Origin of the sequence: Burkholderia sp. MSMB1072 (assembly GCF_001524725.1) — a bacterium.
In the GTDB taxonomy this organism is placed as follows: domain Bacteria; phylum Pseudomonadota; class Gammaproteobacteria; order Burkholderiales; family Burkholderiaceae; genus Burkholderia.
In genome coordinates, this window is the sequence record NZ_LOYC01000058.1 from 111,909 (window position 1) to 135,598 (window position 23,690).

At 67.6% G+C, this 23,690-nt stretch carries 24 protein-coding genes; 11 read left to right on the plus strand and 13 right to left on the minus strand.

The genetic code is table 11. The features are described 5' to 3' along the window. The first annotated feature begins 62 nt into the window (after positions 1-62). Together WS89_RS27900 and WS89_RS27905 are read left to right on the plus strand one after the other, a co-directional pair. Positions 63-614, plus strand: a complete 552-nt coding sequence (locus WS89_RS27900) for a cysteine hydrolase family protein (RefSeq protein WP_059795224.1) — start codon at positions 63-65, stop codon at positions 612-614. Beyond that, positions 611-1,234, plus strand: coding sequence for an HAD family hydrolase (locus tag WS89_RS27905; RefSeq protein ID WP_059499687.1), 624 nt, complete (start codon positions 611-613; stop codon positions 1,232-1,234). Before WS89_RS27900 ends, WS89_RS27905 begins: the two co-directional genes overlap by 4 nt. 131 nt (positions 1,235-1,365) lie before the next feature. Here WS89_RS27905 and ettA read toward each other — a convergent pair whose 3' ends face one another. The 3 genes from ettA to gcvA form a co-directional block, all read right to left on the minus strand. Further along, positions 1,366-3,033: an energy-dependent translational throttle protein EttA gene (gene ettA, locus WS89_RS27910; protein WP_059499686.1), complete on the minus strand. Its 1,668-nt coding sequence runs from the start codon at positions 3,031-3,033 to the stop codon at positions 1,366-1,368. A 169-nt stretch (positions 3,034-3,202) separates the two neighbouring features. After that, the gene (locus WS89_RS27915; protein ID WP_059795228.1) at positions 3,203-3,499 is read right to left on the minus strand and encodes a DUF3761 domain-containing protein; all 297 of its coding nucleotides are present in this window, start codon (positions 3,497-3,499) and stop codon (positions 3,203-3,205) included. Positions 3,500-3,588: 89 nt separating this feature from the next. Next, positions 3,589-4,506: a transcriptional regulator GcvA gene (gene gcvA, locus WS89_RS27920; RefSeq protein ID WP_059795231.1), complete on the minus strand. Its 918-nt coding sequence runs from the start codon at positions 4,504-4,506 to the stop codon at positions 3,589-3,591. Positions 4,507-4,699: 193 nt separating this feature from the next. On the opposite strand from gcvA, the gene WS89_RS27925 reads away from it, so the two are divergent. From WS89_RS27925 to gabP, 3 genes are all read left to right on the plus strand, one after another. Next, on the plus strand, positions 4,700-5,965 hold the full coding sequence (locus WS89_RS27925) for an MFS transporter (protein ID WP_059795234.1): 1,266 nt from the start codon (positions 4,700-4,702) through the stop codon (positions 5,963-5,965). An 80-nt stretch (positions 5,966-6,045) separates the two neighbouring features. Beyond that, a complete protein-coding gene (locus tag WS89_RS27930; RefSeq protein WP_059499682.1) occupies positions 6,046-6,390 on the plus strand; it encodes an MmcQ/YjbR family DNA-binding protein in 345 nt (114 codons plus the stop codon). A gap of 377 nt (positions 6,391-6,767) precedes the next feature. Next, positions 6,768-8,159, plus strand: coding sequence for a GABA permease (gene gabP / locus WS89_RS27935; RefSeq protein ID WP_059795237.1), 1,392 nt, complete (start codon positions 6,768-6,770; stop codon positions 8,157-8,159). A 148-nt stretch (positions 8,160-8,307) separates the two neighbouring features. On the opposite strand, the gene ychF is transcribed toward gabP, so the two are convergent. Next, positions 8,308-9,402 carry a redox-regulated ATPase YchF gene (gene ychF / locus WS89_RS27940; protein ID WP_059795240.1) on the minus strand — a complete coding sequence of 365 codons (1,095 nt, stop codon included), beginning with the start codon at positions 9,400-9,402 and terminating at the stop codon, positions 8,308-8,310. Between the two features lie 247 nt (positions 9,403-9,649). Here ychF and WS89_RS27945 point away from each other — a divergent pair, with 247 nt between their 5' ends. The 4 genes from WS89_RS27945 (at position 9,650) to WS89_RS27960 (ending at position 14,290) form a co-directional block, all read left to right on the plus strand. Continuing rightward, positions 9,650-10,828 (plus strand): UbiH/UbiF family hydroxylase, encoded by a 1,179-nt coding sequence (locus WS89_RS27945; protein WP_059795243.1) that lies wholly within the window; start codon positions 9,650-9,652, stop codon positions 10,826-10,828. A gap of 91 nt (positions 10,829-10,919) precedes the next feature. Continuing rightward, positions 10,920-11,648, plus strand: coding sequence for a DsbC family protein (locus WS89_RS27950; protein ID WP_059499667.1), 729 nt, complete (start codon positions 10,920-10,922; stop codon positions 11,646-11,648). A 98-nt stretch (positions 11,649-11,746) separates the two neighbouring features. After that, positions 11,747-13,546, plus strand: a complete 1,800-nt coding sequence (locus tag WS89_RS27955) for a M61 family metallopeptidase (protein WP_059795246.1) — start codon at positions 11,747-11,749, stop codon at positions 13,544-13,546. Positions 13,547-13,693: 147 nt separating this feature from the next. After that, positions 13,694-14,290: an FMN-dependent NADH-azoreductase gene (locus WS89_RS27960; RefSeq protein WP_059499665.1), complete on the plus strand. Its 597-nt coding sequence runs from the start codon at positions 13,694-13,696 to the stop codon at positions 14,288-14,290. A gap of 148 nt (positions 14,291-14,438) precedes the next feature. On the opposite strand, the gene WS89_RS27965 is transcribed toward WS89_RS27960, so the two are convergent. From WS89_RS27965 to rpe, 8 genes are all read right to left on the minus strand, one after another. Then, complete coding sequence (locus tag WS89_RS27965; protein ID WP_059795249.1) at positions 14,439-15,356, minus strand: uracil-DNA glycosylase; 918 nt, start codon at positions 15,354-15,356, stop codon at positions 14,439-14,441. A 13-nt stretch (positions 15,357-15,369) separates the two neighbouring features. Then, complete coding sequence (locus WS89_RS27970) at positions 15,370-15,996, minus strand: CYTH domain-containing protein (protein WP_059795252.1); 627 nt, start codon at positions 15,994-15,996, stop codon at positions 15,370-15,372. Further along, entirely contained in the window at positions 15,996-16,781 is a 786-nt protein-coding gene (trpC, locus tag WS89_RS27975; protein WP_059499662.1) for an indole-3-glycerol phosphate synthase TrpC, read from the minus strand. The genes WS89_RS27970 and trpC overlap by 1 nt, the downstream gene beginning before the upstream one ends. 28 nt (positions 16,782-16,809) lie before the next feature. Next, a complete protein-coding gene (gene trpD, locus WS89_RS27980) occupies positions 16,810-17,841 on the minus strand; it encodes an anthranilate phosphoribosyltransferase (RefSeq protein ID WP_034209840.1) in 1,032 nt (343 codons plus the stop codon). 13 nt (positions 17,842-17,854) lie between these two features. Further along, a complete protein-coding gene (locus WS89_RS27985; RefSeq protein ID WP_059795255.1) occupies positions 17,855-18,445 on the minus strand; it encodes an aminodeoxychorismate/anthranilate synthase component II in 591 nt (196 codons plus the stop codon). A 13-nt stretch (positions 18,446-18,458) separates the two neighbouring features. Beyond that, positions 18,459-19,952: an anthranilate synthase component I gene (gene trpE, locus WS89_RS27990; protein WP_059795258.1), complete on the minus strand. Its 1,494-nt coding sequence runs from the start codon at positions 19,950-19,952 to the stop codon at positions 18,459-18,461. Positions 19,953-20,309: 357 nt separating this feature from the next. Continuing rightward, on the minus strand, positions 20,310-21,074 hold the full coding sequence (locus tag WS89_RS27995; RefSeq protein ID WP_059795261.1) for a phosphoglycolate phosphatase: 765 nt from the start codon (positions 21,072-21,074) through the stop codon (positions 20,310-20,312). A gap of 4 nt (positions 21,075-21,078) precedes the next feature. After that, positions 21,079-21,765: a ribulose-phosphate 3-epimerase gene (rpe, locus tag WS89_RS28000; protein WP_006482066.1), complete on the minus strand. Its 687-nt coding sequence runs from the start codon at positions 21,763-21,765 to the stop codon at positions 21,079-21,081. A gap of 177 nt (positions 21,766-21,942) precedes the next feature. On the opposite strand from rpe, the gene apaG reads away from it, so the two are divergent. Continuing rightward, complete coding sequence (apaG, locus tag WS89_RS28005; protein WP_006477037.1) at positions 21,943-22,317, plus strand: Co2+/Mg2+ efflux protein ApaG; 375 nt, start codon at positions 21,943-21,945, stop codon at positions 22,315-22,317. 14 nt (positions 22,318-22,331) lie between these two features. Here the strand turns inward: apaG and WS89_RS34780 are convergent, their stop codons facing one another. Continuing rightward, entirely contained in the window at positions 22,332-22,475 is a 144-nt protein-coding gene (locus tag WS89_RS34780; protein ID WP_006482075.1) for a hypothetical protein, read from the minus strand. Positions 22,476-22,503: 28 nt separating this feature from the next. On the opposite strand from WS89_RS34780, the gene mltA reads away from it, so the two are divergent. Next, entirely contained in the window at positions 22,504-23,628 is a 1,125-nt protein-coding gene (mltA, locus tag WS89_RS28010) for a murein transglycosylase A (RefSeq protein WP_257127425.1), read from the plus strand. Positions 23,629-23,690 lie beyond the last annotated feature (62 nt).

The following is a 23,690-nucleotide window of genomic DNA, read 5'->3' on the forward strand; positions in this document are numbered from 1 at the left end:
TGGCTGGATGGCGGCGGGATAGCGACCGCACGACGGCGGAACAATCACAGCGAGGGCAAGTCATGGCGGACACTGCGGTGATCGTGGTCGACATGCAGCGCGGGCTGGTGGAGCGGGCGCAGCCCGCGTACCGGCTTGACGACGTGGTGTCCGGCATCAACCGGCTGACGGCGGCGGCGCGCGCGGCGAACGCGCCGGTGTGCTTCGTGCAGCACGACGGCGACGCGGACGACGACATCGTGCCCGGCACGCCGGGCTGGGAGCTGCATGCGGGGCTCATCGTCGGTCGCGACGACTGGCGTGTGCGCAAGCAGGCGAGCGACGCGTTCCACGACACGCCGCTCGCGGTGCAGCTCGATCGCCATGGCATCCGTTCGGTGCTGATCTGCGGCTATGCGACCGAGTTCTGCGTCGATTCGGCCGCGCGCCGTGCCGCGCTGCTCGGCTACCGGACGACGGTCGTGTCTGATCTGCACACGACGAACGAGCGCGCTCACCTGTCGGCGGCGCAGATCGTCGCGCATCATCACTTCATCTGGAACAATAATTCGCTGTCGGGTAACGCGGTGACGCCGCGTCCGCTCGCAGACGTGCTCGCCACGGAGTTCGCATGACGATCAAGGCAGTGGTGTTCGATTTCGGCGGCGTGCTGATCGACTGGAGTCCCGAGTACCTTTACCGTGAACTGATTCCCGACGATGCCGAGCGCCGCTGGTTCCTCACGCACGTGTGCGCGATGGACTGGGTGGTCCGCCAGGACGGCGGGCAGACGATCGAGGAAGGCACGGCCGAACTCGTCGCGAAGTTTCCGGAGCACGAAGCGCTGATCCGCGCGTTCTACGCGCGCTGGCACGAGATGATCGGCGGCGTGCTTGAAGAGGGCGCGGCCCTCGTCGACCGGCTGGACGCGCAAGGGATGCCGCTGTTCGGGCTGACGAACTGGTCCGCGCAGACGTTTCCGTATGCATGGGACAACTTCCCGGTGCTGCGCCGGTTCAAGGACATCGTCGTGTCGGGCCGCGTGAAGCTCGTGAAACCCGATCCGGCGATCTACCGCGAGATGCATGCGCGGATCGATCCGCACCTGCCAGGCATCGCGCCGCACGAGCTCGTGTTCATCGACGACAACGCGAAGAACGCCGCGGCTGCGACGGCGCTCGGCTGGCACGGCATTCATCATACGAGCGCGGCGACGACCGAGGCGCGGCTGCGCGAGCTGGGCGCGCTCGCGTAAGCGGCGGGGCGAACGTCGGGCGAAAAAAAAGCGAGCCAAGGGCTCGCTTTTTCGTCGTGCCGTTCCGGATGCGGCCGCTTTCGGCATCCGGCGCCGCGCGATCGCGGCGCAGGGCGCCGGGGCCGCGCCGGTCAGCGGCTGATCGGCTTGTAGCGCAGGCGCTTCGGCTTCGCGGCTTCCTCGCCGAGGCGCGCACGCTTGTCGGCTTCGTACTCCTGGTAGTTGCCGTCGAAGAACGTGACCTGCGAATCGCCTTCGAACGCGAGGATGTGCGTCGCGATCCGGTCGAGGAACCAGCGATCGTGCGAGATCACCATCACCGAGCCCGCGAATTCGAGCAGCGCGTCTTCCAGCGCACGCAGCGTTTCGACGTCGAGGTCGTTCGACGGTTCGTCCAGCAGCAGCACGTTGCCGCCCGAGATCAGCGTCTTCGCGAGGTGCAGGCGGCCGCGTTCGCCGCCGGACAGGTTGCCGACGATCTTCTGCTGGTCGCCGCCCTTGAAGTTGAAGCGGCCGATGTACGCGCGCGACGGCGTTTCGTACTTGCCGACCGTCAGCACGTCGGCGCCGCCCGAGATTTCCTCGAACACCGTCTTCGAACCGTCGAGCGCGTCGCGGCTCTGGTCGACGTATGCGAGCTTCACCGTCGGGCCCATCACCACTTCGCCCGAATCCGGCTGTTCCTTGCCGGTCAGCATCTTGAACAGCGTCGACTTGCCGGCGCCGTTCGGGCCGATGATGCCGACGATCGCGCCGGCCGGGATCTTGAAGCTCAGGTTGTCGATCAGCAGGCGATCGCCGAACGACTTGCTGACGTTCTTGAACTCGATCACTTCATTGCCGAGGCGTTCGCCGGCCGGGATGAAGATTTCCTGCGTTTCGTTGCGCTTCTGGTATTCCTGGCTGCTCAGTTCCTCGAAGCGCGCGATACGCGCCTTCGACTTCGCCTGGCGGCCCTTCGGGTTCTGGCGCACCCACTCCAGTTCCTTCTTGATCGCCTTCTGGCGCGCGGATTCCGACGCCTCTTCCTGCTTCAGGCGCTCTTCCTTCTGGTCGAGCCAGCTGCTGTAGTTGCCCTTCCACGGAATGCCGTGGCCGCGGTCGAGTTCGAGAATCCACTCGGCCGCGTTGTCGAGGAAGTAGCGATCGTGCGTGACGGCGACGACGGTGCCCGGGAAGCGCACCAGGAACTGCTCGAGCCAGTCGACCGATTCGGCGTCGAGGTGGTTGGTCGGCTCGTCGAGCAGCAGCATGTCGGGTTTTTCGAGCAGCAGCTTGCAGAGTGCGACGCGGCGCTTTTCGCCGCCCGACAGGTGCTCGATCTTCGCATCCCACGCCGGCAGGCGCAGCGCGTCGGCGGCCACTTCGAGCTGCTGCTCGGGGCTGCCGCCGTCGCTCGACGCGAGGATCGCCTCGTATTTCGCCTGCTCGGCTGCGAGCGCGTCGAAGTCGGCGTCCGGCTCGGCATACGCAGCGTAGATTTCTTCCAGTTTCTTGTTCGCCTGGAACAGGTCGCCGAGGCCTTCCTCGACGGCTTCGCGCACGGTCTTCGTCGGATCGAGCTGCGGTTCCTGCGGCAGGTAGCCGATGTTCAGGTTCGGCATCGGCGTCGCTTCGCCTTCGATGTCCTTGTCGATGCCCGCCATGATGCGGATCAGCGTCGACTTGCCCGAGCCGTTCAGGCCGAGCACGCCGATCTTCGCGCCGGGAAAGAACGACAGCGAGATGTCCTTCAGGATCTGGCGCTTGGGCGGCACGATCTTGCCGACCCGGTTCATCGTGAAAACGTATTGGGCCATTTCGGTGTGAAAGTCAGAAGTGGTTGAGACGGCCGCGCAGCGCGCGGGCGTGGCGGCGTCGGGGGATTCGGTACGGAGCGTGCCGCGCGGGGCGCGGCGGTGCGAGCGCGTATTGTACTTCGCCGCCGGCTGCCGCTGGCGCGGTGCAGGCCATTCGGCCGATCCGCGCTCACAGCCATGCGGCGACGCCCCCGTGCCCCGAGCACGTGCCGCGCCGGTGGCGGCTGAAGCTGTACGTGCCGTCGCGGCAACGCGCGCTCGCGCCGTCCGGCACGCGGCCCGATTTCGAATGCGCGGGCGCATGCACGGTTTCGCCGTCGCGGTTGCGATACGTGTCGTGACGGTCGAGATCGGCTTCGTTGCCGTAGCCGGGCGGCGCGCGATACGCGTGCGCGGAAGCGGGCAATGCGGCGCCCGCGACGAAGAGCGCGGCGGACAGGGTCGCGCGATGGAGCAGGGCACGCATGGTCTCTCTCGTTCTGTACGTTGTCGTCGATGCCGGGCCGGTGGCCCGCGCCGCATGTTAGCGGATCGACGCCGTGGCGCCGCGCGACGCTACGCCGCGCCGGACATCGACGCCGCGCCGTCGGCCTGCGCGGCGTCGAGAATCCACCGGCGGAACGCGGCAACCTTCGGCCGTTCCGCGTGATGCGGCGGATAGACGAGGTAGTACGCGAAATCGTCGAGCCATGCGGCGTCGGCAAGCTGCACGAGCCGGCCGCTCGCCAGCTCGCCGCGCACCATCGCGGCCGGCAGCAGCCCGGCACCCTGGCCGGCGACGATCGCCTGCAGCAGCAGGCCCGAGTCGTCGAACGCGGGGCCGCGCGGCGGGCCGAAATCGTCGATCCGCTGCGCGCCGAACCAGATGTGCCAGCCCTTGCGTTCGGCGTCGTGCAGTTGCGGCCAGCCGACGAGCGCGGCCGGCGTCGCCGGCATGCCGAGCCGCGCGACGAGGTCGGGCGACGCGAGCGCGACGATTTCGACCGTCAGCAGCCGTTCGCTGCACAGCCCGACGTAGCGCCCGAGGCCGTGGCGGATCGCGACGTCGACGCCGTCGCGCGCGAAATCCGCGAGCGCATGGCTCGTGACGACCTGCAGGTCGACGTCGGGGATAGCCTGCCGGAACTGCGCGAGGCGCGGGACGAGCCACGCGGACGCGAAGAACGGCGTGACGCTCACCGTCAGCACGCCGCTGTCGGCGGCGCTCGACACGCGCTGCGACGCATCGGCGATCTGCCGGAACGCGTTGCGCACGGGCGGCAGGTAGTCGCGGCCGGCGGCCGTCAGCAGGATGCCGCGGTTCACGCGTTCGAACAGCTGCACGCCGAGATGGGTCTCGAGCGTGCGGATCATCTGGCTCACTGCGCCGGGCGTGACCGACAGTTCCTCGGCCGCCGACTTCACCGACAGGTGGCGGGCGGCGGCTTCGAAGGCGCGCAAGGCGTTAAGCGGCGGCAGGCGGGAACGATTCATTCAGTTTTTCTAAAGCGAAAGGCCGACGAAATATGGTTTGAGGCGACGCGTACGCGCGAGTACCGTTGACACATCGGATCGCACGTTTCGCGGCTGCCTGCGGGCGGCCGATGCGATCAACATAGTTCAACTATATCCACGGGGCAACCCGGACGCCGCCCGGCAGCCGGTGGAACCCGAAAGGAGCATCGTCATGAAGCGCCCCGGCACATCGCGCCTTTTCTACGGCTGGTACGTGGTGGCGGCCGCGTTCGCCGTCACGTTCGTCGGGTTCGGCAGCGCGTATACGTTCAGCGCGTTCGTCGAGTCGCTGCAGCGGGATTTCGCCGCGTCGCGCGGCCAGATCTCGCTCGTGTTCTCGCTCGCCGGCTTCCTGTACTTCGGCTTCGGCATCGTCAGCGGGCCGCTGGCCGATCGTTTCGGCTCGCGGCGGCTCGCCGTCGCCGGGATGCTGCTGACCGGCGCGGGGCTCGCGGCCGCCGGCGCCGCGCATACGCTGCTGCAGGTCTATGTCGCGTACGGGCTCGGTGTCGGGCTCGGCGTCGGTTGCGCGTACGTGCCGGCCGTCGGCGCGGTGCAGCGCTGGTTCGTGCGCCGGCGCGGGTTCGCATCGGGGCTCGCGGTCGCGGGGATCGGCGTCGGCACGCTGGCGATGCCGCCGCTCGCGTCCGCGCTGATCGCGCAGGTCGGCTGGCGCGGTGCGTATTTCACGCTGGCGGCGATCGCGATCGTGCTGGGAGCCGGCATGTCGCTGCTGATCGAGAACGACCCGCACAGGCGCGGATGGCTGCCGGACGGCGATGTCGCTGGCGATGGCAGCTGGAATGCCGCTGCTGCATCGACCGGCGCGAACGTGCGTGCCGGCGCGACGGTGCGCGAAGCCGTCACGTCGCGGCCGTTCGCGAGTCTCTATGCGGCCTGCCTCGTCTGCTCGTTCGGTGTGTTCGTCCCGTTCGTTCATCTCGTGCCGTATGCGCTCGATCACGGTGTCGCGCCGTCGACGGCCGTGCTGCTGCTCGGCGCGATCGGCGTGGGCAGCACGGCCGGCCGCTTCTTCCTCGGCGGTCTTGCCGACCGCTTCGGCCGCCGCGCGTCGCTGCTCGCGATGTTCGCCGGCATGGCCGTCGCGCTGGTCGCGTGGGCGGGCGCCGGCACCGTCGCGACGCTGGCTGCGTTCGCGCTCGTGTTCGGCGTGTTCTACGGCGGCTGGGTCGCCGTGCTGCCGGCGGTCGTGATGGACTATTTCGGCGGCCGCAACGTGAGCGCGATCATCGGCATCCTGTACACGAGCGTCGCGTTCGGCACGCTGATCGGGCCGGCCGCCGCCGGCTTCATCTACGATGCCGGCGGCGGCTATCTCGTGCCGATCCTCGCGAGCGCCGCCGCGAATGCGATCGCGTTCGCGATCGTCGCGACCACCGGGCGTGCGCCGGACGCCGCGCGCGCGGCCGGCGGATAACGCCACCTGCTGGGCGCGTCGCGCGATTTCCGGTAAGGTGGCCGGACCGTCAACCATCGACGCAGGGCCGGGGAGGCATCGTGACATTCGACGAAGTCCGGCAGATCGCATTGGCGTGGCGCGGCGTCGAGGAAGGCACGTCGTACGGCACGCCCGCGCTCAAGGTGAAGGGCAAAGTGCTCGCGCGGCTGCGCGAGGACGGCGACACGCTCGTCGTGAAGGGCGTCGGCCCCGACGAGCGCGCATGGCTGATCGAATCGGCGCCCGACGTGTATTACGTGACCGATCACTATGTCGGCTGGCCGATCGTGCTGGTGCGCCTGTCGGCCGCGCATCCCGACGCCGTGAAAAACCTGCTTCTGCGAGAATGGCACGCACGCGTGCCGGCGAAGTGGCGAGACGAAGCCGCCCGCGACGGGAACTGAACGGCGCGCCCGGCGCACGAGCCGCCGCCGAACCGGATCAAGCGTTGCATCGGTTCGTATCGATGCAACGAGTGGTTCCATCGAAATTCTTCAATTGGTTCTTAGTGACGAACCGTTTGATGCTTACACTCCTTCGCTTCGAAGGCGGCTGACGACAGCCGACGGAACGGGCGTACGCGATGCGCCGGCGCCCGGCGCGCCGCATCGCACCCGCAGCTTCGCAGACTGCGCGGACGACCCGACCGGAACGGCCCGGTCCGGCCTCGTGCCCGTGTGCGATTGCATGCGCGGCCGCAGCCGGATTCGACAACGACAACTCCCCGCGCCGCCTTCACGCGACACCGGTCGTACCGGAACCGTTTTTTGGAGAGAGACAGATGAGTGGAAGCAACACGGGCCTCGGCACTGGCCTGAAGCAGCGTCACGTGACGATGATGTCGATTGCCGGCGTCATCGGCGCGGGCTTGTTCGTCGGCTCCGGCCATGCGATCGCGGAAGCCGGGCCGGCATCGATACTCGCGTATGCGATCGCGGGCGTGCTGGTCGTGCTGGTGATGCGCATGCTCGGCGAAATGGCCGTCGCGCATCCGGACAGCGGGTCGTTCTCGACCTATGCCGATCGCGCGATCGGCCACTGGGCCGGCTTCACGATCGGCTGGCTGTACTGGTGGTTCTGGGTGCTCGTGATCCCGATCGAGGCGACCGCCGCCGCGACCATCCTCAATGCGTGGTTCCCGGGCATCGCGACGTGGATCTTCGCGCTCGGCATCACGCTGCTGCTCACCGTCACCAACCTCTTCTCCGTCAAGAATTACGGCGAATTCGAATTCTGGTTCGCGCTGATCAAGGTCGTCGCGATCGTCGTGTTCCTGTGCATCGGCGGCGCGGCGATCGTCGGCATCGTTCCCGCGCCGGCCGTGTCGGGCGTGTCGAACCTGTTCGTGCACGACGGCTTCATGCCGCACGGCGCGAGCGCGGTGCTCGCGGCGATGCTGACGACGATGTTCTCGTTCCTCGGCACCGAGATCGTGACGATCGCGGCCGCCGAATCGGACAACCCGCAACGCCAGATCGTGCGCGCGACGAACTCCGTCATCTGGCGTATCACGCTGTTCTATCTCGGCTCGATCCTCGTCGTCGCGGCCATCGTGCCGTGGAACGACCCGTTGCTGCCGAAGCACGGCTCGTATCAGCGCGCGATGGAGCTGATCGGCGTGCCGAACGCGAAGGCGATCATCGACGTGATCGTGCTCGTGTCGGTCGCAAGCTGCCTGAATTCGGCGTTGTACACCGCGTCGCGGATGCTGTTCTCGCTGTCCCGGCGCAAGGACGCGCCGGCCTTCCTGCATCGCACCGATTCGACCGGCACGCCGCGCGCGGCCGTGCTGGCGTCGACCGCGTTCGGTTTCCTGACCGTGATCGCGAACTACCTGATGCCGGAACAGGTGTTCGGCTTCCTGCTGGCGACCTCGGGCGCGATCGCGCTGCTCGTGTATCTCGTGATCGCGATCTCGCAGTTGCGGATGCGCAAGACGCTCGAAGCGGGCGGCACCGACCTGACGCTGCGGATGTGGCTGTTCCCGTGGCTCACGTGGGCCGTGATCCTGTTCATCTGCGGCACGCTGACCGTGATGCTCGTCAGCGAGGAGCACCGGATGGAAGTCGGCGCGACCGCCGTGCTGGCGTCGATCGTGCTGCTCGCGTCGTGGCTGAACAAGCGTGGGCGCGATGCGCAGGCGCAAGCGGGGCGGCGCGTGTCGGCGACGTGATCGGATCGAATGACGTGACGGCGGGGCGCAAGCCCCGGTCATGAAAATGGCCCGAGCGGCGTTTGCCGGTCGGGCCATTCGTCTTTCGTGCCGGGGCACGCGTTGCGCGATGCCATGCGTATCGCACGGCATCGTGCCGATGCAGGTGTCAGACGTTGAACAGGAAGTTCATCACGTCGCCATCGTGCACGACATATTCCTTCCCTTCCGCACGCATCTTGCCGGCTTCCTTCGCGCCTTGCTCGCCCTTGTACGCGACGAAGTCGTCGAACGCGATCGTCTGCGCACGGATGAAGCCGCGCTCGAAGTCGGTGTGGATCACGCCGGCCGCTTGCGGCGCGGTATCGCCGATGTGGATCGTCCACGCGCGCACTTCCTTCACGCCTGCGGTGAAGTAGGTCTGCAGGCCGAGCAGCTTGAAGCCCGCGCGGATCACGCGGTCGAGGCCCGGCTCTTCCATGCCCATGTCGGCGAGGAACGCTTCCTTGTCCGCGTCGTCGAGATCGGCGATTTCCGCCTCGATCGCCGCGCACACGGCGACCACCGGCGCGTTTTCGCTTTCCGCGTACTTGCGCACCGCCTCGAGGTGCGGGTTGTTCTCGAAACCGTCGTCCTTCACGTTGGCGACGTACATCGCCGGCTTCGCGGTGATCAGGCAGAACGGCTTGATCAACGCCTCTTCGTCGTCCGACAGCGCGAGGCCGCGCACGGCCTTGCCCTGGTCGAGTTGCGCGCGCACCTTTTCAAGCACCGCGACGAGCTTCGCCGCTTCCTTGTCGTTGCCCGACTTCGCCGCCTTCGAGTAGCGCGTGAGCGCCTTCTCGATGGTGCCGAGGTCGGCGAGCGCCAGTTCGGTGTTGATCACTTCGATATCGTCGATCGGGCTGACCTTGCCGGCGACGTGAATGACGTTGTCGTCCTCGAAGCAGCGCACGACGTGCGTGATCGCGTCGGTTTCGCGGATGTTCGCGAGGAACTGGTTGCCGAGGCCTTCACCCTTGCTCGCGCCCGCGACGAGGCCCGCGATGTCGACGAATTCGACGACGGCCGGCACGACACGTTCCGGCTTGACGATCTCGGAGAGCGCCTTCAGGCGCGTATCCGGCACTTCGACGATGCCGACGTTCGGCTCGATCGTGCAGAACGGGTAGTTCTCGGCGGCGATGCCGGCCTTGGTCAGCGCATTGAACAGGGTGGACTTGCCGACGTTGGGCAAGCCGACGATGCCGCATTTGAGACTCATGGAATCCTTCGGACGGGTGAGGCGGCGCGGCCGGACAGGGCACGGCGGCGCGGGAAAAAAGGGCGGCCGGCGCATGGAGCGCGGCGGGCCGACGGTCAAAAACGCTATTGTACCGTGCCGGCGCCCTGGATTCCGGGCTGGGCGCCGAACGGCCGATGCGGCGGGCCGCCGCGTCGGCGCACCGGCCCGCGGTTCTGCTGATTTCCCGCAAAGTCCGGCCGCGTAAGGGTTTGGCCCCGCGGCTATAATGCCCGCCATGACTGCCCACCACACCTTCGACGTCGCCGTGGTCGGCGGCGGGCTCGTCGGCAAGACGGCCGCGCTCGCGCTGACCCAGTCCGGCTACAAGACAGCCTTGCTCGCCCAGCCGGCCACGCCGCGCCCCGCGGATCTCGCGTTCGACACGCGTGTCTACGCGCTGTCGTCCAGTTCGCAGGCGTTGCTCGAGCGGCTGCGGGTCTGGCAGGCGCTCGACCATGGCCGGCTCGCGCCGGTGTACGACATGCGCGTGTATGGCGATGCGCATGCCGAACTGCATTTCTCCGCCTACCAGGCGTCCGTGCCGCAGCTTGCGTGGATCGCCGAATCGTCGCTGGTCGAGGCGTCGCTCGACGCCGCGCTGCGATTCCAGCCGAACCTCACGTGGTTCGACGCACGTGCGCAGGGTTTCGACGTGCGCGACGACGCGGCCGTGCTCACGCTGTCGTCGGGGCAGGTGCTCGAAGCGGATCTCGTCGTCGGCGCCGACGGCGCGCATTCGTGGGTGCGCTCCCAAATAGGGGCCAGGGTAGAGCGGCGCGACTACCGGCAGACGGGCGTCGTCGCGAACTTCAAGGCGTCGCTGCCGCACCGCGAGACGGCCTACCAATGGTTTCACGAAGGCGAGATCGTTGCGCTGCTGCCGCTGCCGGACGGCCACGTGTCGCTCGTGTGGTCCGCGCACACCGCGCATGCTGACGAACTGCTCGCACTCGATCCGGCGCAGCTCGCGGCCGAGGTCGAGCGTGTGTCGCACGGCCAGGTCGGCGCGCTCGAATGCGTGACGCCGGCCGCCGGCTTCCCGCTGGCGCTGCAGACGGTCGACAAGCTGATCGCGCCGCGCGTCGCGCTGGTCGGCGATGCCGCGCACCTGATCCACCCGCTCGCGGGGCAGGGGATGAACCTCGGGCTGCGCGACGTCGCGGCGCTCGCCGATGCGATCGCGGGCAAGGAAAGCTTCCGCAATCTCGGCGATACGGTGCTGCTGCGCCGCTACGAGCGTTCGCGCCGCGAGGACATCCGCGCGCTGATGGTCGCGACCGACGGCCTGCAGCGGCTGTTCGCGGTGCCGGGTTCGCTCGCGAAGGCGGTGCGCAATGCGGGCATGGCGTTCGTCGGCGCGCAGCCGCTCGTGAAGCGCTGGCTCGTGTCGGCCGCGCTCGGCTAAGCGAACCTTCTGCCGCCGCGCCGGTCGGAGACGGTTCCGTTACGGCGTACACTGTGCCGTGCACTCCGATTGAGCTGAAGGGAAGATTTCGATGAAAAAAACGATCCGCATCGCATCGCTGGCGCTGGCCGTCACGATGGCGACGCTTGGCTGCACCGCGCAGGCCGACCAGACCACCGACAAGCTGAAGGCCACGCTGCAAGCCCGTCTCGGTAACGACGCGCCGATCAAGAGCGTGTCGAAATCGCCGGTGGCCGGCCTTTACGAAGTGAACCTCGGCTCGCAGATCATCTATAGCGACGCGGCCGGCGACTACGTGCTGCTCGGCGATCTCGTCGACGCCAGGACGCACAAGAATCTGACCGACGCCCGCCTGTCCGAAATCAACAAGATCGACTTCGCGAGCCTGCCGTTCGCGAATGCGATCAAGGTCGTCAAGGGCAACGGCGCCCGCAAGATCGCGGTGTTCTCCGATCCGAACTGCCCGTACTGCAAGAAGCTCGAGACGACGCTGCAGTCGGTCGACAACGTGACCGTCTACACGTTCCTGTACCCGGTGCTGTCGCCGGATTCGACCGCGAAGTCGAAGGCGATCTGGTGTGCGACCGACCGCGCGAAAACGTGGGAAAGCTGGATGCTCGACCACCGCGCGCCGTCCGGCGCCGGTACCTGCGACACCACCGCGCTCGACAAGAACCTCGCGCTCGGCCGCGGGATGAACGTCACCGGCACGCCGACGATCTTCCTGCCGGACGGCCGCCGCCTGCCGGGCGCGGTATCGGCCGACCAGCTCAACCAGGCGCTCGCCTCGAGCAAGTAACCGACCGCACGCCGGGCGCACGGCCCGGCCGGCGAGGGGCGCCCGCATGATCTGCCGGCGCCTCTCTTCGTTTTCGCCCGCCCCGACCGATTGTCACGATGACCCAGCCGATCCGCTATTCGATTGTCCCGAAAGATCTTGCCGCGCACTTGTTCGAAGTGACGGTGACGGTTGCCGATCCCGATCCCGAAGGCCAGCGTTTCTCGCTGCCGGTGTGGATTCCGGGCAGCTACCTCGTGCGCGAGTTCGCGCGCAACATCGTGACGCTGCGCGCGTTCAACGACGCGGGCCGCAAGGTGCGCATCGCGAAGACCGACAAGCACACGTGGCAGGCCGCGCCCGTGACCGGCGCGTTGACGCTGCGCTACGACGTTTATGCGTGGGACCTGTCGGTGCGCTCCGCGTATCTCGACGAGTCGGGTGGCTTCTTCAACGCGACGGCCGTGTTCCTGAGCGTCGCCGGTCGAGAGGACGCGCCGTGCGAAGTCGACATCGCTAAACCGGCTGGCGCCGCGTTCCGCACGTGGCGGGTCGGCACCGCGCTGCCCGAGGCGAGCGGGACGAAGCGCTACGGTTTCGGCGCGTATCGCGCGGCGAACTACGACGAGCTGTCCGACCATCCGGTGACGATCGGCGAATTCGCGCTCGCGACGTTCGACGCGCACGGCGTGCCGCACGACATCGTGATCGCCGGGCGCGTGACGCAGCTCGATCTGGAGCGGCTGCGTACCGACCTGAAACGCGTGTGCGAAGCGCAGATCGCGCTGTTCGAGCCGAAGTCGAAGAAGGCGCCGATGGACCGCTACGTGTTCATGACGCTCGCGGTCAGCGACGGCTACGGCGGCCTCGAGCATCGCGCGTCGACCGCGCTGATCTGCAACCGTACCGACCTGCCGGTGAAGGGGCGGCCGGAAACGACGGAAGGCTATCGCACGTATCTCGGCCTCTGCAGCCACGAGTATTTCCACACGTGGAACGTGAAGCGCATCAAGCCGGCGGCGTTCGTGCCGTACGACCTCACGCGCGAGAACTACACGTCGCTGCTGTGGCTGTTCGAGGGCTTCACGTCGTATTACGACGACCTGATGCTGGTCCGCAGCGGGCTGATGTCGCAGGACGAATATTTCGCGGCGCTCGGCCGCACGATCGGCGGCGTGCTGCGCGGCACGGGCCGGCTCAAGCAGAGCGTTGCGGAAAGCTCGTTCGACGCGTGGATCAAGTACTACCGTCAGGACGAGAACGCGACCAATGCGATCGTCAGCTATTACACGAAGGGCTCGCTCGTGGCGCTCGCGTTCGACCTTGCGATTCGCGCGCAGACGCGTAACCGGAAGTCGCTCGACGACGTGATGCGCCTGCTGTGGCAACGCTACGGCCGCGACTTCTATCGCGGCAAGCAGGCGGGCGTGGACGAAAACGAAGTCGAGACGCTGATCGAAGAGGCGACGGGCGTCGCGCTCGGCCGCCTGTTCGCCGACGCCGTGCACGGCACGCGCGACCTGCCGCTCGGCGACCTGCTCGCGCCGTTCGGCGTGACGCTGGCTCCCGACGTCGCGCTCGGCGCGGCCGAGAAGCCGACGATCGGCGCGCGCTTGCGCGGTGGCGCGGACTGCACGTTGGCGGCGGTCTACGAAGGCGGCGCCGCGCATCGCGCGGGATTGTCGGCCGGCGACACGCTGATCGCGGTGGACGGGTTGCGCGTGACGGGCACGAATCTCGATGCGCTGCTGGCCCGCTACCGGCCGGGCGACAAGGTCGAGGTCCACGCGTTTCGCCGCGACGAGCTTCGCACCGCGAAACTGAAGCTCGACGGTCCGGAAGTCACGCGCTACCGGCTGACGGCGGCCGCGAAGCCGGCTGCGGCCACGAAGGCCCGCGAAGCCTGGCTGAAGGGGTAAAGGTACGCGAGCGGGTATCGGGGCGCGATCGGGTATTGTCCCGCTGCTGCAACAATCCGTCGCCCAGAACCCGCTTTTTCGCGGTCATGCGGCCACGCACAATGGCGTCACTCGCGCTACCGAAGCGCAACCCTACCGGAGCCTGACATGACGACCATTCTGCAAATCAATTCCGCCGCGCGTTCGCAAGGTGCGCAATCCACGCTGCTGGCCAACGAACTGACGGCAAAGCTGCAACAATCGAACCCCGGCGCGAACGTCGTGGTTCGCGACCTGCTGGCCGATGCGCTGCCGCACCTCGACGAATCGGTGCTCGGCGCGTTCTTCACGCCGGCCGATAAGCGCACCGCGGAACAGAATGCGATCGTCGCGAAGAGCGATGCGCTGATCGCCGAGCTGCAGGCTGCCGACATCATCGTGATCGGCGCACCGATGTACAACTTCGGCATCTCGTCGCAACTGAAGACGTACTTCGACTGGATCGCCCGTGCAGGCGTCACGTTCCGCTACACCGAGAACGGTCCGGAAGGCCTGATCAAGGGCAAGAAGGTTTACGTGGTGACGGCGCGCGGCGGCAAGTACCTGGGTACGCCGAACGACAGCCAGACGCCGTACCTGCGCACGTTCCTCGGCTTCGTCGGCATGACCGACGTGAGCTTCATCCACGCCGAAGGCCTGAACCTCGGCCCGGATGCGCAGAGCGCCGCGCTGGCCGGCGCACGCGAAGCGATCGCCGCCGCGTAACGCGTCAGGTCGATGCGGGTGCGGTGCACTCGCCGCATCGCCCGATAAAAAATGCCGCGCCCCGAAAGGGACGCGGCATTTTCGTATTCGCCCGGCGAACCTTGGGGCCAGCGCAAGCCCGTTATTAGCGTGGACGGGCGCTAGGCCGTTACGCGAGCGTTTCGGCTACGTCCGGCAGGCGCCAGTCGATCGGTTCGCGGCCTGCATCGATCAGATAGTCGTTCGCGAGCGCGAAATGGCGGCAGCCGAGGAACCCGCGGTGCGCGGACAGCGGCGACGGATGCGGCGCCTCGAGCACGCAATGCGCGTTCGCGTCGAACAGTGCGCGCTTCGCCTGCGCATGCGCACCCCACAGCATGAACACGAGCCCGCGATGGCGGCCGGCGAGCTCGCGGATCAGCGTGTCCGTGCATTGCTCCCAGCCACGCTTCGCATGGCTCGCGGCCGCGCCGCGCTCGACCGTCAGCACGGTGTTGAGCAGCAGCACGCCCTGGCGCGCCCATGTATCGAGACAGCCGTGACGCGGTGTGTCGTGACCGAAGTTCGCGGAGATTTCCTTGAAGATGTTGCGCAGCGACGGCGGCGGGCGCACGGCCGGCGGCACCGAGAACGCGAGGCCGTGCGCCTGCGGCGTGCCGCGGTCGTCGCCGTGATACGGGTCCTGGCCGAGGATCACGACCTTCACGTCGTCCGGGCTCGTCAGGCGCAGTGCGCGGAACACGTCGGTCGGGTAGACCGTCTTGCCGGCCGCGCGCTCCTTATCGACGAAGCGGCACAGCGGCGCGTACGCGTCGCTGTCGGTGAACGGTTTCAGCACGTCGCGCCAGACGGCCGGCAGCGCGTCGAATTGCGCGGCGAGATGTGGCACGTCGGCAGCAACGGGCTGCGGTGCCGAGGCGGTCGGGGCCGGCGCGGGCGCCGGTGCGGCTGTCTTCTTCGTGGATTTTCGCTGGGCCGCGGGCGGCTCGGAAGCCGCGGACGGAATATCGGCCGGTGCCGGTTCCGGCACGGGATCGTCGAACAGCGACGCTTGTTGCGGCGCGCGGGAAGTCTTGCGGGTTGCCATGCGTGATGCGTGTTTATTGCGCGCGCAGCCGGTAGCCGCGCTGCGCCTTGCTGATGTTTTCGGGAACGAGGCCCGGCAGCGCCTGCTGCAGTTCGGCGGCGAGCGTCGCGAGCGCCGTTTCCGGGCCGTCGATCAGTTCGAGTTCGATTTCGCTGATCGGTTCGCGGCGCGTTTCGTGTTCCGCCTGGACGACGATCTCGCCGAGGTCTACCGCGGCCTCGACGGTCGCGCCGCCGATTGCGATGCGCCACAGCGTACGCGAAAAATCCGTGCGGAACAGCGCGTACAGTGCACCGGCCGCGTCATTCAGCGCGGCGGCGGCTTCCGGCACGTCGCAGGCCGCGACGAGCGCGTCGATTTCGAGCGCGTCGCCCGCGACCGGCAGTTCCCATTCGTGGCGGCGGTGCAGGCCGCCTTCCGCGCTGCCGACCGTCTTGAACGTCTGCAGCCAGCCGTCCGGCGTGCGGCGCACGCGCACCGCGCTCTTCGAGCGCGCCAGCGCGAGATCGGGCGTGTCGTAATAGACGTTCGCGAGCATGATCGTGTGGCCGGGTTCGCCGGTCAGCGTCTCGAAGAAGCGGTGCGCCGCGTCGGCCTGGCCGGCCGGCAGCGCGAGCTTGATTTCCTTTTCGATCGCCATCAGAAGAACATCCGTGCGAGTTCCTCGCCCGGCTGGTCGGCGCGCATGAACGCCTCGCCGACGAGGAACGTGTTCACGTTCGCCGCGCGCATGGTGTCGACGTCGGTGCGCGACAGGATGCCCGATTCGGTCACGACGATGCGGTCCGCCGGAATCATGTCGAGCATGTCGAGCGTGGTCCGGATCGACGTCTCGAACGTGCGCAGGTTGCGGTTGTTGATGCCGAGCAGCGGCGTCTTGAGCGTCAGCGCCTGTTCCATCTCGTTACGGTCGTGCACTTCGACCAGCACCGCGAGGCCGAGCGAGTGCGCATAGGCTTCCAGATCCTGCATCAGCGGCGTGTCGAGTGCCGCGGCGATCAGCAGGATCGCGTCGGCGCCCATCGCGCGGGCTTCGACGATCTGGTACGCGTCGACGATGAAGTCCTTGCGCAGCACCGGCAGCGTGCAGGCCGCGCGCGCTTCCTCGAGGTAGCGGACGCCGCCCTGGAAGAACTGCTCGTCGGTCAGCACCGACAGGCACGCGGCGCCGTGCGCCGCATACGAGCGCGCGATGTCGGCCGGCACGAAATGCTCGCGCAGCACGCCTTTCGACGGGCTTGCCTTCTTGATTTCGGCGATCACGGCGGCGTTGCCGGCCGCGTGTTTCGCCCGCAGCGCGCCGACGAAGTCGCGCAGGTCGCGCGCGGAGGCTTCCAGCTTCAGCGCCTCGAGTGGCGTGCTACGCATGGCCGCCGCCACTTCTTCGCGCTTGACGGCGATGATTCGGTCGAGAATGTCGCTCATAGGGATTCCTGCTTGATTCGTAAGAGGGTCAGCGCTTGAACTGCTGCGTGAAGCGCACGAGTTCGTCGACCTTCGCGCGGGCCTTGCCGCTCGCGATCGCTTCGCGGGCCAGCTGGATGCCGTCCGCGATCGACTCGGCGATATTGGCCGCATAGAGCGCGGTGCCCGCGTTCAGCGTGACGATCTCGCGCGCGACGCCCGGCTGGTTGTCCAGCGCGCCGAGCAGCATCGTGCGCGATTCGTCGGCATTTTCCACCTTCAGCGTGCGGTTCGACACCATCTGCAGGCCGAAGTCCTCCGGATGGATCTCGTATTCGTGCACCTCGCCGTCGCGCAATTCGCCGACGAGCGTCGCGGCGCCGAGCGACACCTCGTCCATCCCGTCCTTGCCGTACACGACGAGCACGTGCTGTGCGCCGAGGCGCTGCATCACGCGCACCTGGATGCCGACGAGGTCGGGGTGGAACACGCCCATCAGCTGGTTCGGCGCGCCGGCCGGATTGGTCAGCGGGCCGAGGATGTTGAAGATCGTGCGCACGCCGAGTTCGCGGCGCACGGCCGCGATGTTCTTCATCGCCGGGTGATGGTTCGGCGCGAACATGAAGCCCATGCCGGTTTCGGCGATCGATGCGGCGACCTGGTCCGACTGCAGGTCGATGTTCACGCCGAGCGCCTCGAGCACGTCGGCGCTGCCGGACTTGCTCGACACGCCGCGGTTGCCGTGTTTCGCGACCTTCGCGCCCGCGGCCGCCGTGACGAACATCGACGCGGTCGAGATGTTGAACGTGTGCGAGCCGTCGCCGCCGGTGCCGACGATGTCGACGAAATTCGAGTTGTCCCGCACCTCGACGTGGTTCGCGAATTCGCGCATCACGGTCGCGGCGGCGGCGATCTCGCCGATCGTCTCCTTCTTCACGCGCAGCCCGGTGATGATCGCGGCCGCCATCACGGGCGACATGTCGCCGCGCATGATCAGCCGCATCAGGTGCAGCATTTCGTCGTGGAAGATCTCGCGGTGCTCGATCGTGCGCTGCAGCGCTTCCTGCGGGGTAATCGTCATCGTGCGTCTCCCGTCAGGCGGTCGGTGCGGCCGCGGCGCGGCTCTGTTTCAGGAAATTCTCGAGCAGCGCATGGCCGTGCTCGGACAGGATCGATTCCGGGTGGAACTGCACGCCTTCGACCGGCAGCGTCTTGTGGCGCACGCCCATGATCTCGCCGTCGTCGGTCCATGCGGACACCTCGAGGCAATCGGGCAACGATTCGCGTTCGATCGCGAGCGAGTGATAGCGCGTGACGTCGAAATGCTTCGGCAGGTCGGCGAACACGCCGCGGCAGTCGGTTTCGATCCGGCTCACCTTGCCGTGCATGATGGTCTTCGCGCGCACCACGCGGCCGCCGAACGCTTCGCCGATCGCCTGGTGGCCGAGGCAGACGCCGAGGATCGGCTTCCTGCCCGCGAATTCGCGCAGCACGTCGAGCGTGATGCCCGCGTGTTGCGGATTGCTCGGCCCCGGCGACAGGCAGATGGTGTCGGGATTCAGGCGCGCGATGTCGTCGAGCGTGATTTCGTCGTTGCGGTAGGTGCGCACGTCCTCGCCGAGTTCGCCGAAGTACTGGACCAGGTTGTAGGTAAACGAGTCGTAGTTGTCGATCATGAGCAGCATGGTCAGTCTCCGGTCAGAAGTCGCTATCGAGGCCGTCCTGGACCTGTTCGGCCGCACGCAGCACCGCGCGCGCCTTGTTCTCGGTCTCTTGCCATTCGGATTCGGGCACCGAATCCGCGACGACGCCGGCCGCCGCTTGCACGTACAGGTTGCCGTTGTGGATCAGGCCCGTGCGGATCGCGATCGCGAGATCCATCTCGCCCGAGAACGACAGGTAGCCGACCGCACCGCCGTACAGCCCGCGCTTGACCGGCTCGAGCTCGTCGATCAGTTCCATCGCGCGCACCTTCGGCGCGCCGGACAGCGTGCCGGCCGGGAACGTCGCGCGCAGCACGTCGTAGTTCGTCATGCCGGGCTTCAGCTTGCCTTCGACCGAGCTGACGATGTGCTGCACGTGCGAGTACTTCTCGATCACCATCTTGTCGGTCACCTGCACCGAGCCGATCTCCGCGATGCGGCCGACGTCGTTGCGCGCGAGATCGATCAGCATCACGTGTTCGGCGATCTCCTTCGGATCGTTCAGCAGCTCGGTCGCGAGTTCCGCGTCACGCTCCGGCGTGTTGCCGCGCGGGCGCGTGCCGGCGAGCGGACGGATCGTGACGATCTGGTCGTCGCCGCGCTTTTCCTGGCGCACCAGGATTTCCGGCGACGCGCCGACCACGTGGAAATCGCCGAAGTTGTAGTAATACATGTACGGCGACGGATTCAGCGAACGCAGCGCGCGATACAGCGACAGCGGATTGTCGCGGTACGGCTTCGTCAGCCGCTGGCCGACCTGAATCTGCATCAGCTCGCCGGCCGCGATGTATTCCTTCGCCTGGCGCACGGCGGCCAGATAGTCGTCCTTCTTGAATTCGCGGAACGTCTCGGTGCGCACGCTCGCCGACGTGACGGGCGGCTGCACGGTCGTGCGCAGGCGCTGCTTCAGTTCGCGCAGCCGCTGTTTTGCCTTCGCGTACGCTTCGGGCTGGCCCGGGTCCGCGTAGATGATCAGGTACAGCTTGCCGGCGAGGTTGTCGATTACTGCGACTTCCTCGGTCAGCAGCAACTGGATGTCGGGCAGCCCGAGATCGTCGCGCGGCGCGGTGTTCGCGAGCTTCTTCTCGATGTAGCGCACCGCGTCGTAGCCGAAGTAGCCTGCGAGGCCGCCGCAGAAACGCGGCAGGCCCGGGCGCTGCGCGACCTTGAAGCGCGCCTGGAACGATTCGATGAACTGGAACGGGTCGCCGTCGTGCGTCTCGACGATCTGGCCGTCGCGCACGACTTCCGACATGCCGTTGCGGGTGCGCACGAGCGTGCGGGCGGGCAGGCCGATGAACGAGTAGCGGCCGAAACGTTCGCCGCCGACCACCGATTCGAGCAGGAACGAGTTGGCGCCCGCGCGTTCGGGCTGGGCCAGCTTCAGGTAGAGGGACAGCGGCGTTTCGAGATCGGCGAGCGCTTCCGCGATCAGCGGGATGCGGTTGTAGCCTTCGTTCGCGAGCGATTGGAATTCGAGTTCGGTCATGTTCCGGTCCTGTTCGGGACGAGCGGCGCGGGCGCCAGGGATCACTTGACGCTGCGCGGGTGGCCGTCGGCGAAAGAGCGGTCGATCGAGAAGTGCCTGTTGCCGGCCGGCACTCCGGGCGTGAACGTCGCGAGCCTGCGGCCGGTCCTGAACGCAAGCGTTCGGGCGCGGTGGAACTCGAGGTGGTGCGACGATCGGCGCGCGGATGCGCAGCGAGATAAAAAACGGCGCTGAAGACGTGCTTCAGCGTACCTCATCGAAGAGGTTAGCGCGACCAGCGACGCCAGGGCCAGGCTCCCCGGTCGATGCTGCTCAGACTCCGTTTTTTATTCAGAAACATGCGGATGGAAGAAATAATCAGACGGTTGGCCGGCCGGCGTTGTGCGCGGAAATTGCGCGAGCCGCGACCAGCAACGAATCGACTATACCATCCGAATTTATCGTTTGTATAGCCTTGCCGTGGTTGTAGCCGTACGGCACCGTCAGCGTCGCCATCCCGGCCGCGCGGCCGGCCAGCGCATCGTTTTCCGAGTCGCCGATCGCGACCGCGGTGTCCGGCGCGACGCCGAGCGCGTCGCAGGCCGTCAGCATCGGCAGCGGATCGGGCTTCTTGCGCGCGACGCTGTCGCCGCCGAGCACGATGCCGAAGCAGCCGGCCAGCCCGTATTGCTCGAGCAGCTCGACCGCGAAGCGGTGCGGCTTGTTCGTCACGCACGCGAGCCGGATGCCGGCCGCGCGCAGCGCGTCGAGCCCGGCCGCCACGTCCGGATAGAGACGCGTGTGGCGGCCGTTGATCTTCGCGTATTCGGTCTGGTAGATCGCGAGCGCGTCGTCGAAGCGCGCGTGCGCTTCATCGGCCGGGAAGCGCGGCTTCAGCACGCTCTGGATCAGGTGTTCGGAGCCCTTGCCGACGTAGCCGATCACTTCGTCGCGCGACGTGGCCGGCGCGCCGAGCCGCGCGAGCATCCCGTTCAGGCCGGCCGTGAAATCGTCGGCCGTGTCGACCATCGTGCCGTCGAGGTCGATCAGCGCGGCATCGATGCGCGGCGCGGTAAAGCGGATCGCGGCCGCGTCCGAGGCGGCCCCGGCCGGCGCGTGGCCGGCGAACGACGAGTCGGCCACGGCGTCAGCTCCGCTCGACGGTGGCGAGCGCCGCGCGCATCTCGTCGATCACCTTGCGATAGTCGGGCTTGCCGAAGATCGCCGAACCCGCGACGAACGTGTCGGCGCCGGCTGCCGCGATTTCCGCGATGTTGTCGGCCTTTACGCCGCCGTCGACTTCGAGCAGGATCTCGCGGCCCGTGCGTTCGGTGTACGCGTCGATGCGGGCGCGCGCCTCGCGCAGCTTGTTCAGCGTTTCCGGAATGAACGACTGGCCGCCGAAGCCCGGGTTCACCGACATCAGCAGCACGAAGTCGAGGCGGTCCATCACGTGGTCGAGGTAGTTCAGCGGCGTGGCCGGGTTGAACACGAGGCCGGCCTTGCAGCCGTGGTCGCGGATCAGCGACAGCGTGCGGTCGATGTGGTCCGAGCCTTCCGGGTGGAAGCTGATCAGGTTCGCGCCGGCCTTCGCGAAATCGGGCACGATCCGGTCGACCGGGCGCACCATCAGGTGCACGTCGATCGGTACCTGCACGTGCGGGCGGATCGCCTCGCAGACGAGCGGGCCGATCGTGAGGTTCGGCACATAATGGTTGTCCATTACGTCGAAGTGAATCCAGTCGGCGCCGGCGGCGACCACGTTGCGGACTTCTTCGCCGAGCCGTGCGAAGTCGGCCGACAGGATGCTGGGAGCGATGCGGAATTGAGTCATGACAGGGGAGCGGGGACGTTGCGGCGCAAAACCGTCATTCTACCGTCCGGCGACCCGGTGCGCGGCGGCAGGCCGTGCGGTTGCGGCCCGATTGCGCATAGAATGCCGAACCAATGCAGCGCGCCCGCGGCCCGGCCGCCCGAGTCGGCGCGCGCGGTTACCTACAGCGGACACACCATGAGTCAGTATCAGTTCACCGTTTCGGTGAAAACCAGCTACTTGCCGGAACAATCCGACCCCGATCACCGTCAATACGCATTCGCGTACACGCTGACCATCCGCAACACGGGGCAGGTCGCGGCCCAACTGATCGCGCGCCACTGGATCATCACGGACAGCGAGAGCCACGTGCAGGAAGTCAAGGGGCTCGGCGTCGTCGGCCACCAGCCGCTGCTGCAGCCGGGCGAGCATTTCGAATACACGAGCTGGGCCGTGATCGCGACGCCGGTCGGCACGATGCGCGGCGCGTACTTCTGCGTGGCGGAGGACGGCGAGCGCTTCGAGGCGCCGGTCGACGAGTTCGCCCTGCACATGCCGCGCACGCTGCATTGAGCGTGCGGCGCGCGTCAGCGCGGCTGGCGGTCGTTGTGGCGGGCCTGCTTCTTTCTGCCCGACGACGTCCACACGACGATGAAGATCAGCAGGGCAAGCGCTACGAAGGCTTCGAGCGCGAAGATGAGCATCGGATATTGGTCGAGAAAATCTGACATGGCGGTTTCCATCAAGAACGGACATTGTATGTGGTTTGGGCCCCGGCTGGCCGGGTGGATGGCCGCAGCCGCGGCGGCGGCGCTGCTCGCCGCGTGCGGCGGCGCGCCGACGCGAACCTCCGCGCTGAAGCCGCCGACCGGCGCGGCGATCGTGCCGGGGCAGGTCGCCGCGAAGCGGCTCACGCCGGTCGCGTGGCAGCAGGTGCCGGGCTGGCAGGACGATTCGCTGATCGGCGCGACGGCCGCGCTGCGGCAGAATTGCGCGCGGCTCGCGCGCCAGCCGGCTTGGACGCGCGCTTGCGCGGCCGCCGATCGGCTCGACGAACTCGACGTCAGCAGCGCACGCACCTTCTTCGAAACGTATTTCACGCCGTTCCAGCTCGCGAATACCGACGGGACGCTCGACGGGCTCGTGACCGGCTATTACGAGCCGCTGCTGCACGGGTCGCGCGTGCGCCGCGGCCCGTATCAATACGCGCTCTATCGCTGGCCGGCCGGCTATCGCGCGGGCGCCGCGCTGCCGGCACGCGCGCAGCTCGAGCGCGCCGGCATCCTGAACGGCAACGAGCTCGTGTGGGTCGACGATCCGATCGAGGCATTTTTCCTGCAGGTGCAGGGCTCCGGTCGCGTGCTGCTCGACGACGGTTCGGTGATGCGGGTCGGCTTCGGCGGCACCAACAATCAGCCGTACCGTTCGATCGGCAAGTGGCTGCTCGATCGCGGCGAGCTGACGCCCGCGCAGGCGACGATGCAGGGCATCAAGGCCTGGGCGAAGGCGAACCCGACGCGCGTCGACGCGCTGCTCGACACGAATCCGCGCTTCGTGTTCTTCCGCGACATGCCGACCAAGGAAGATGCGCCGCACGGCGGCGCGGACGGCCCGATCGGCGCGCTCGGCGTGCCGCTGACCCCGGAGCGCTCGATCGCGGTCGATCCGTCGTCGATCCCGCTCGGCACGCCGGTGTTCCTGCAGACCACGCGTCCGCTGACGAATACGCCGATGAACCGGCTCGTGTTCGCGCAGGATACGGGCTCGGCGATCAAGGGCGGCGTGCGGGCAGACTATTTCTGGGGGCTCGGCGACGATGCCGGCGACCTGGCCGGCCGGATGAAGCAGGTCGGCAGGATGTGGCTGCTGTTCCCGAATTCGTGATGTCGGGCGGCGCCGGCTGGCAGGACGGTCGCGCGCGAACGAAGCGGCGGCATTGATGGCGC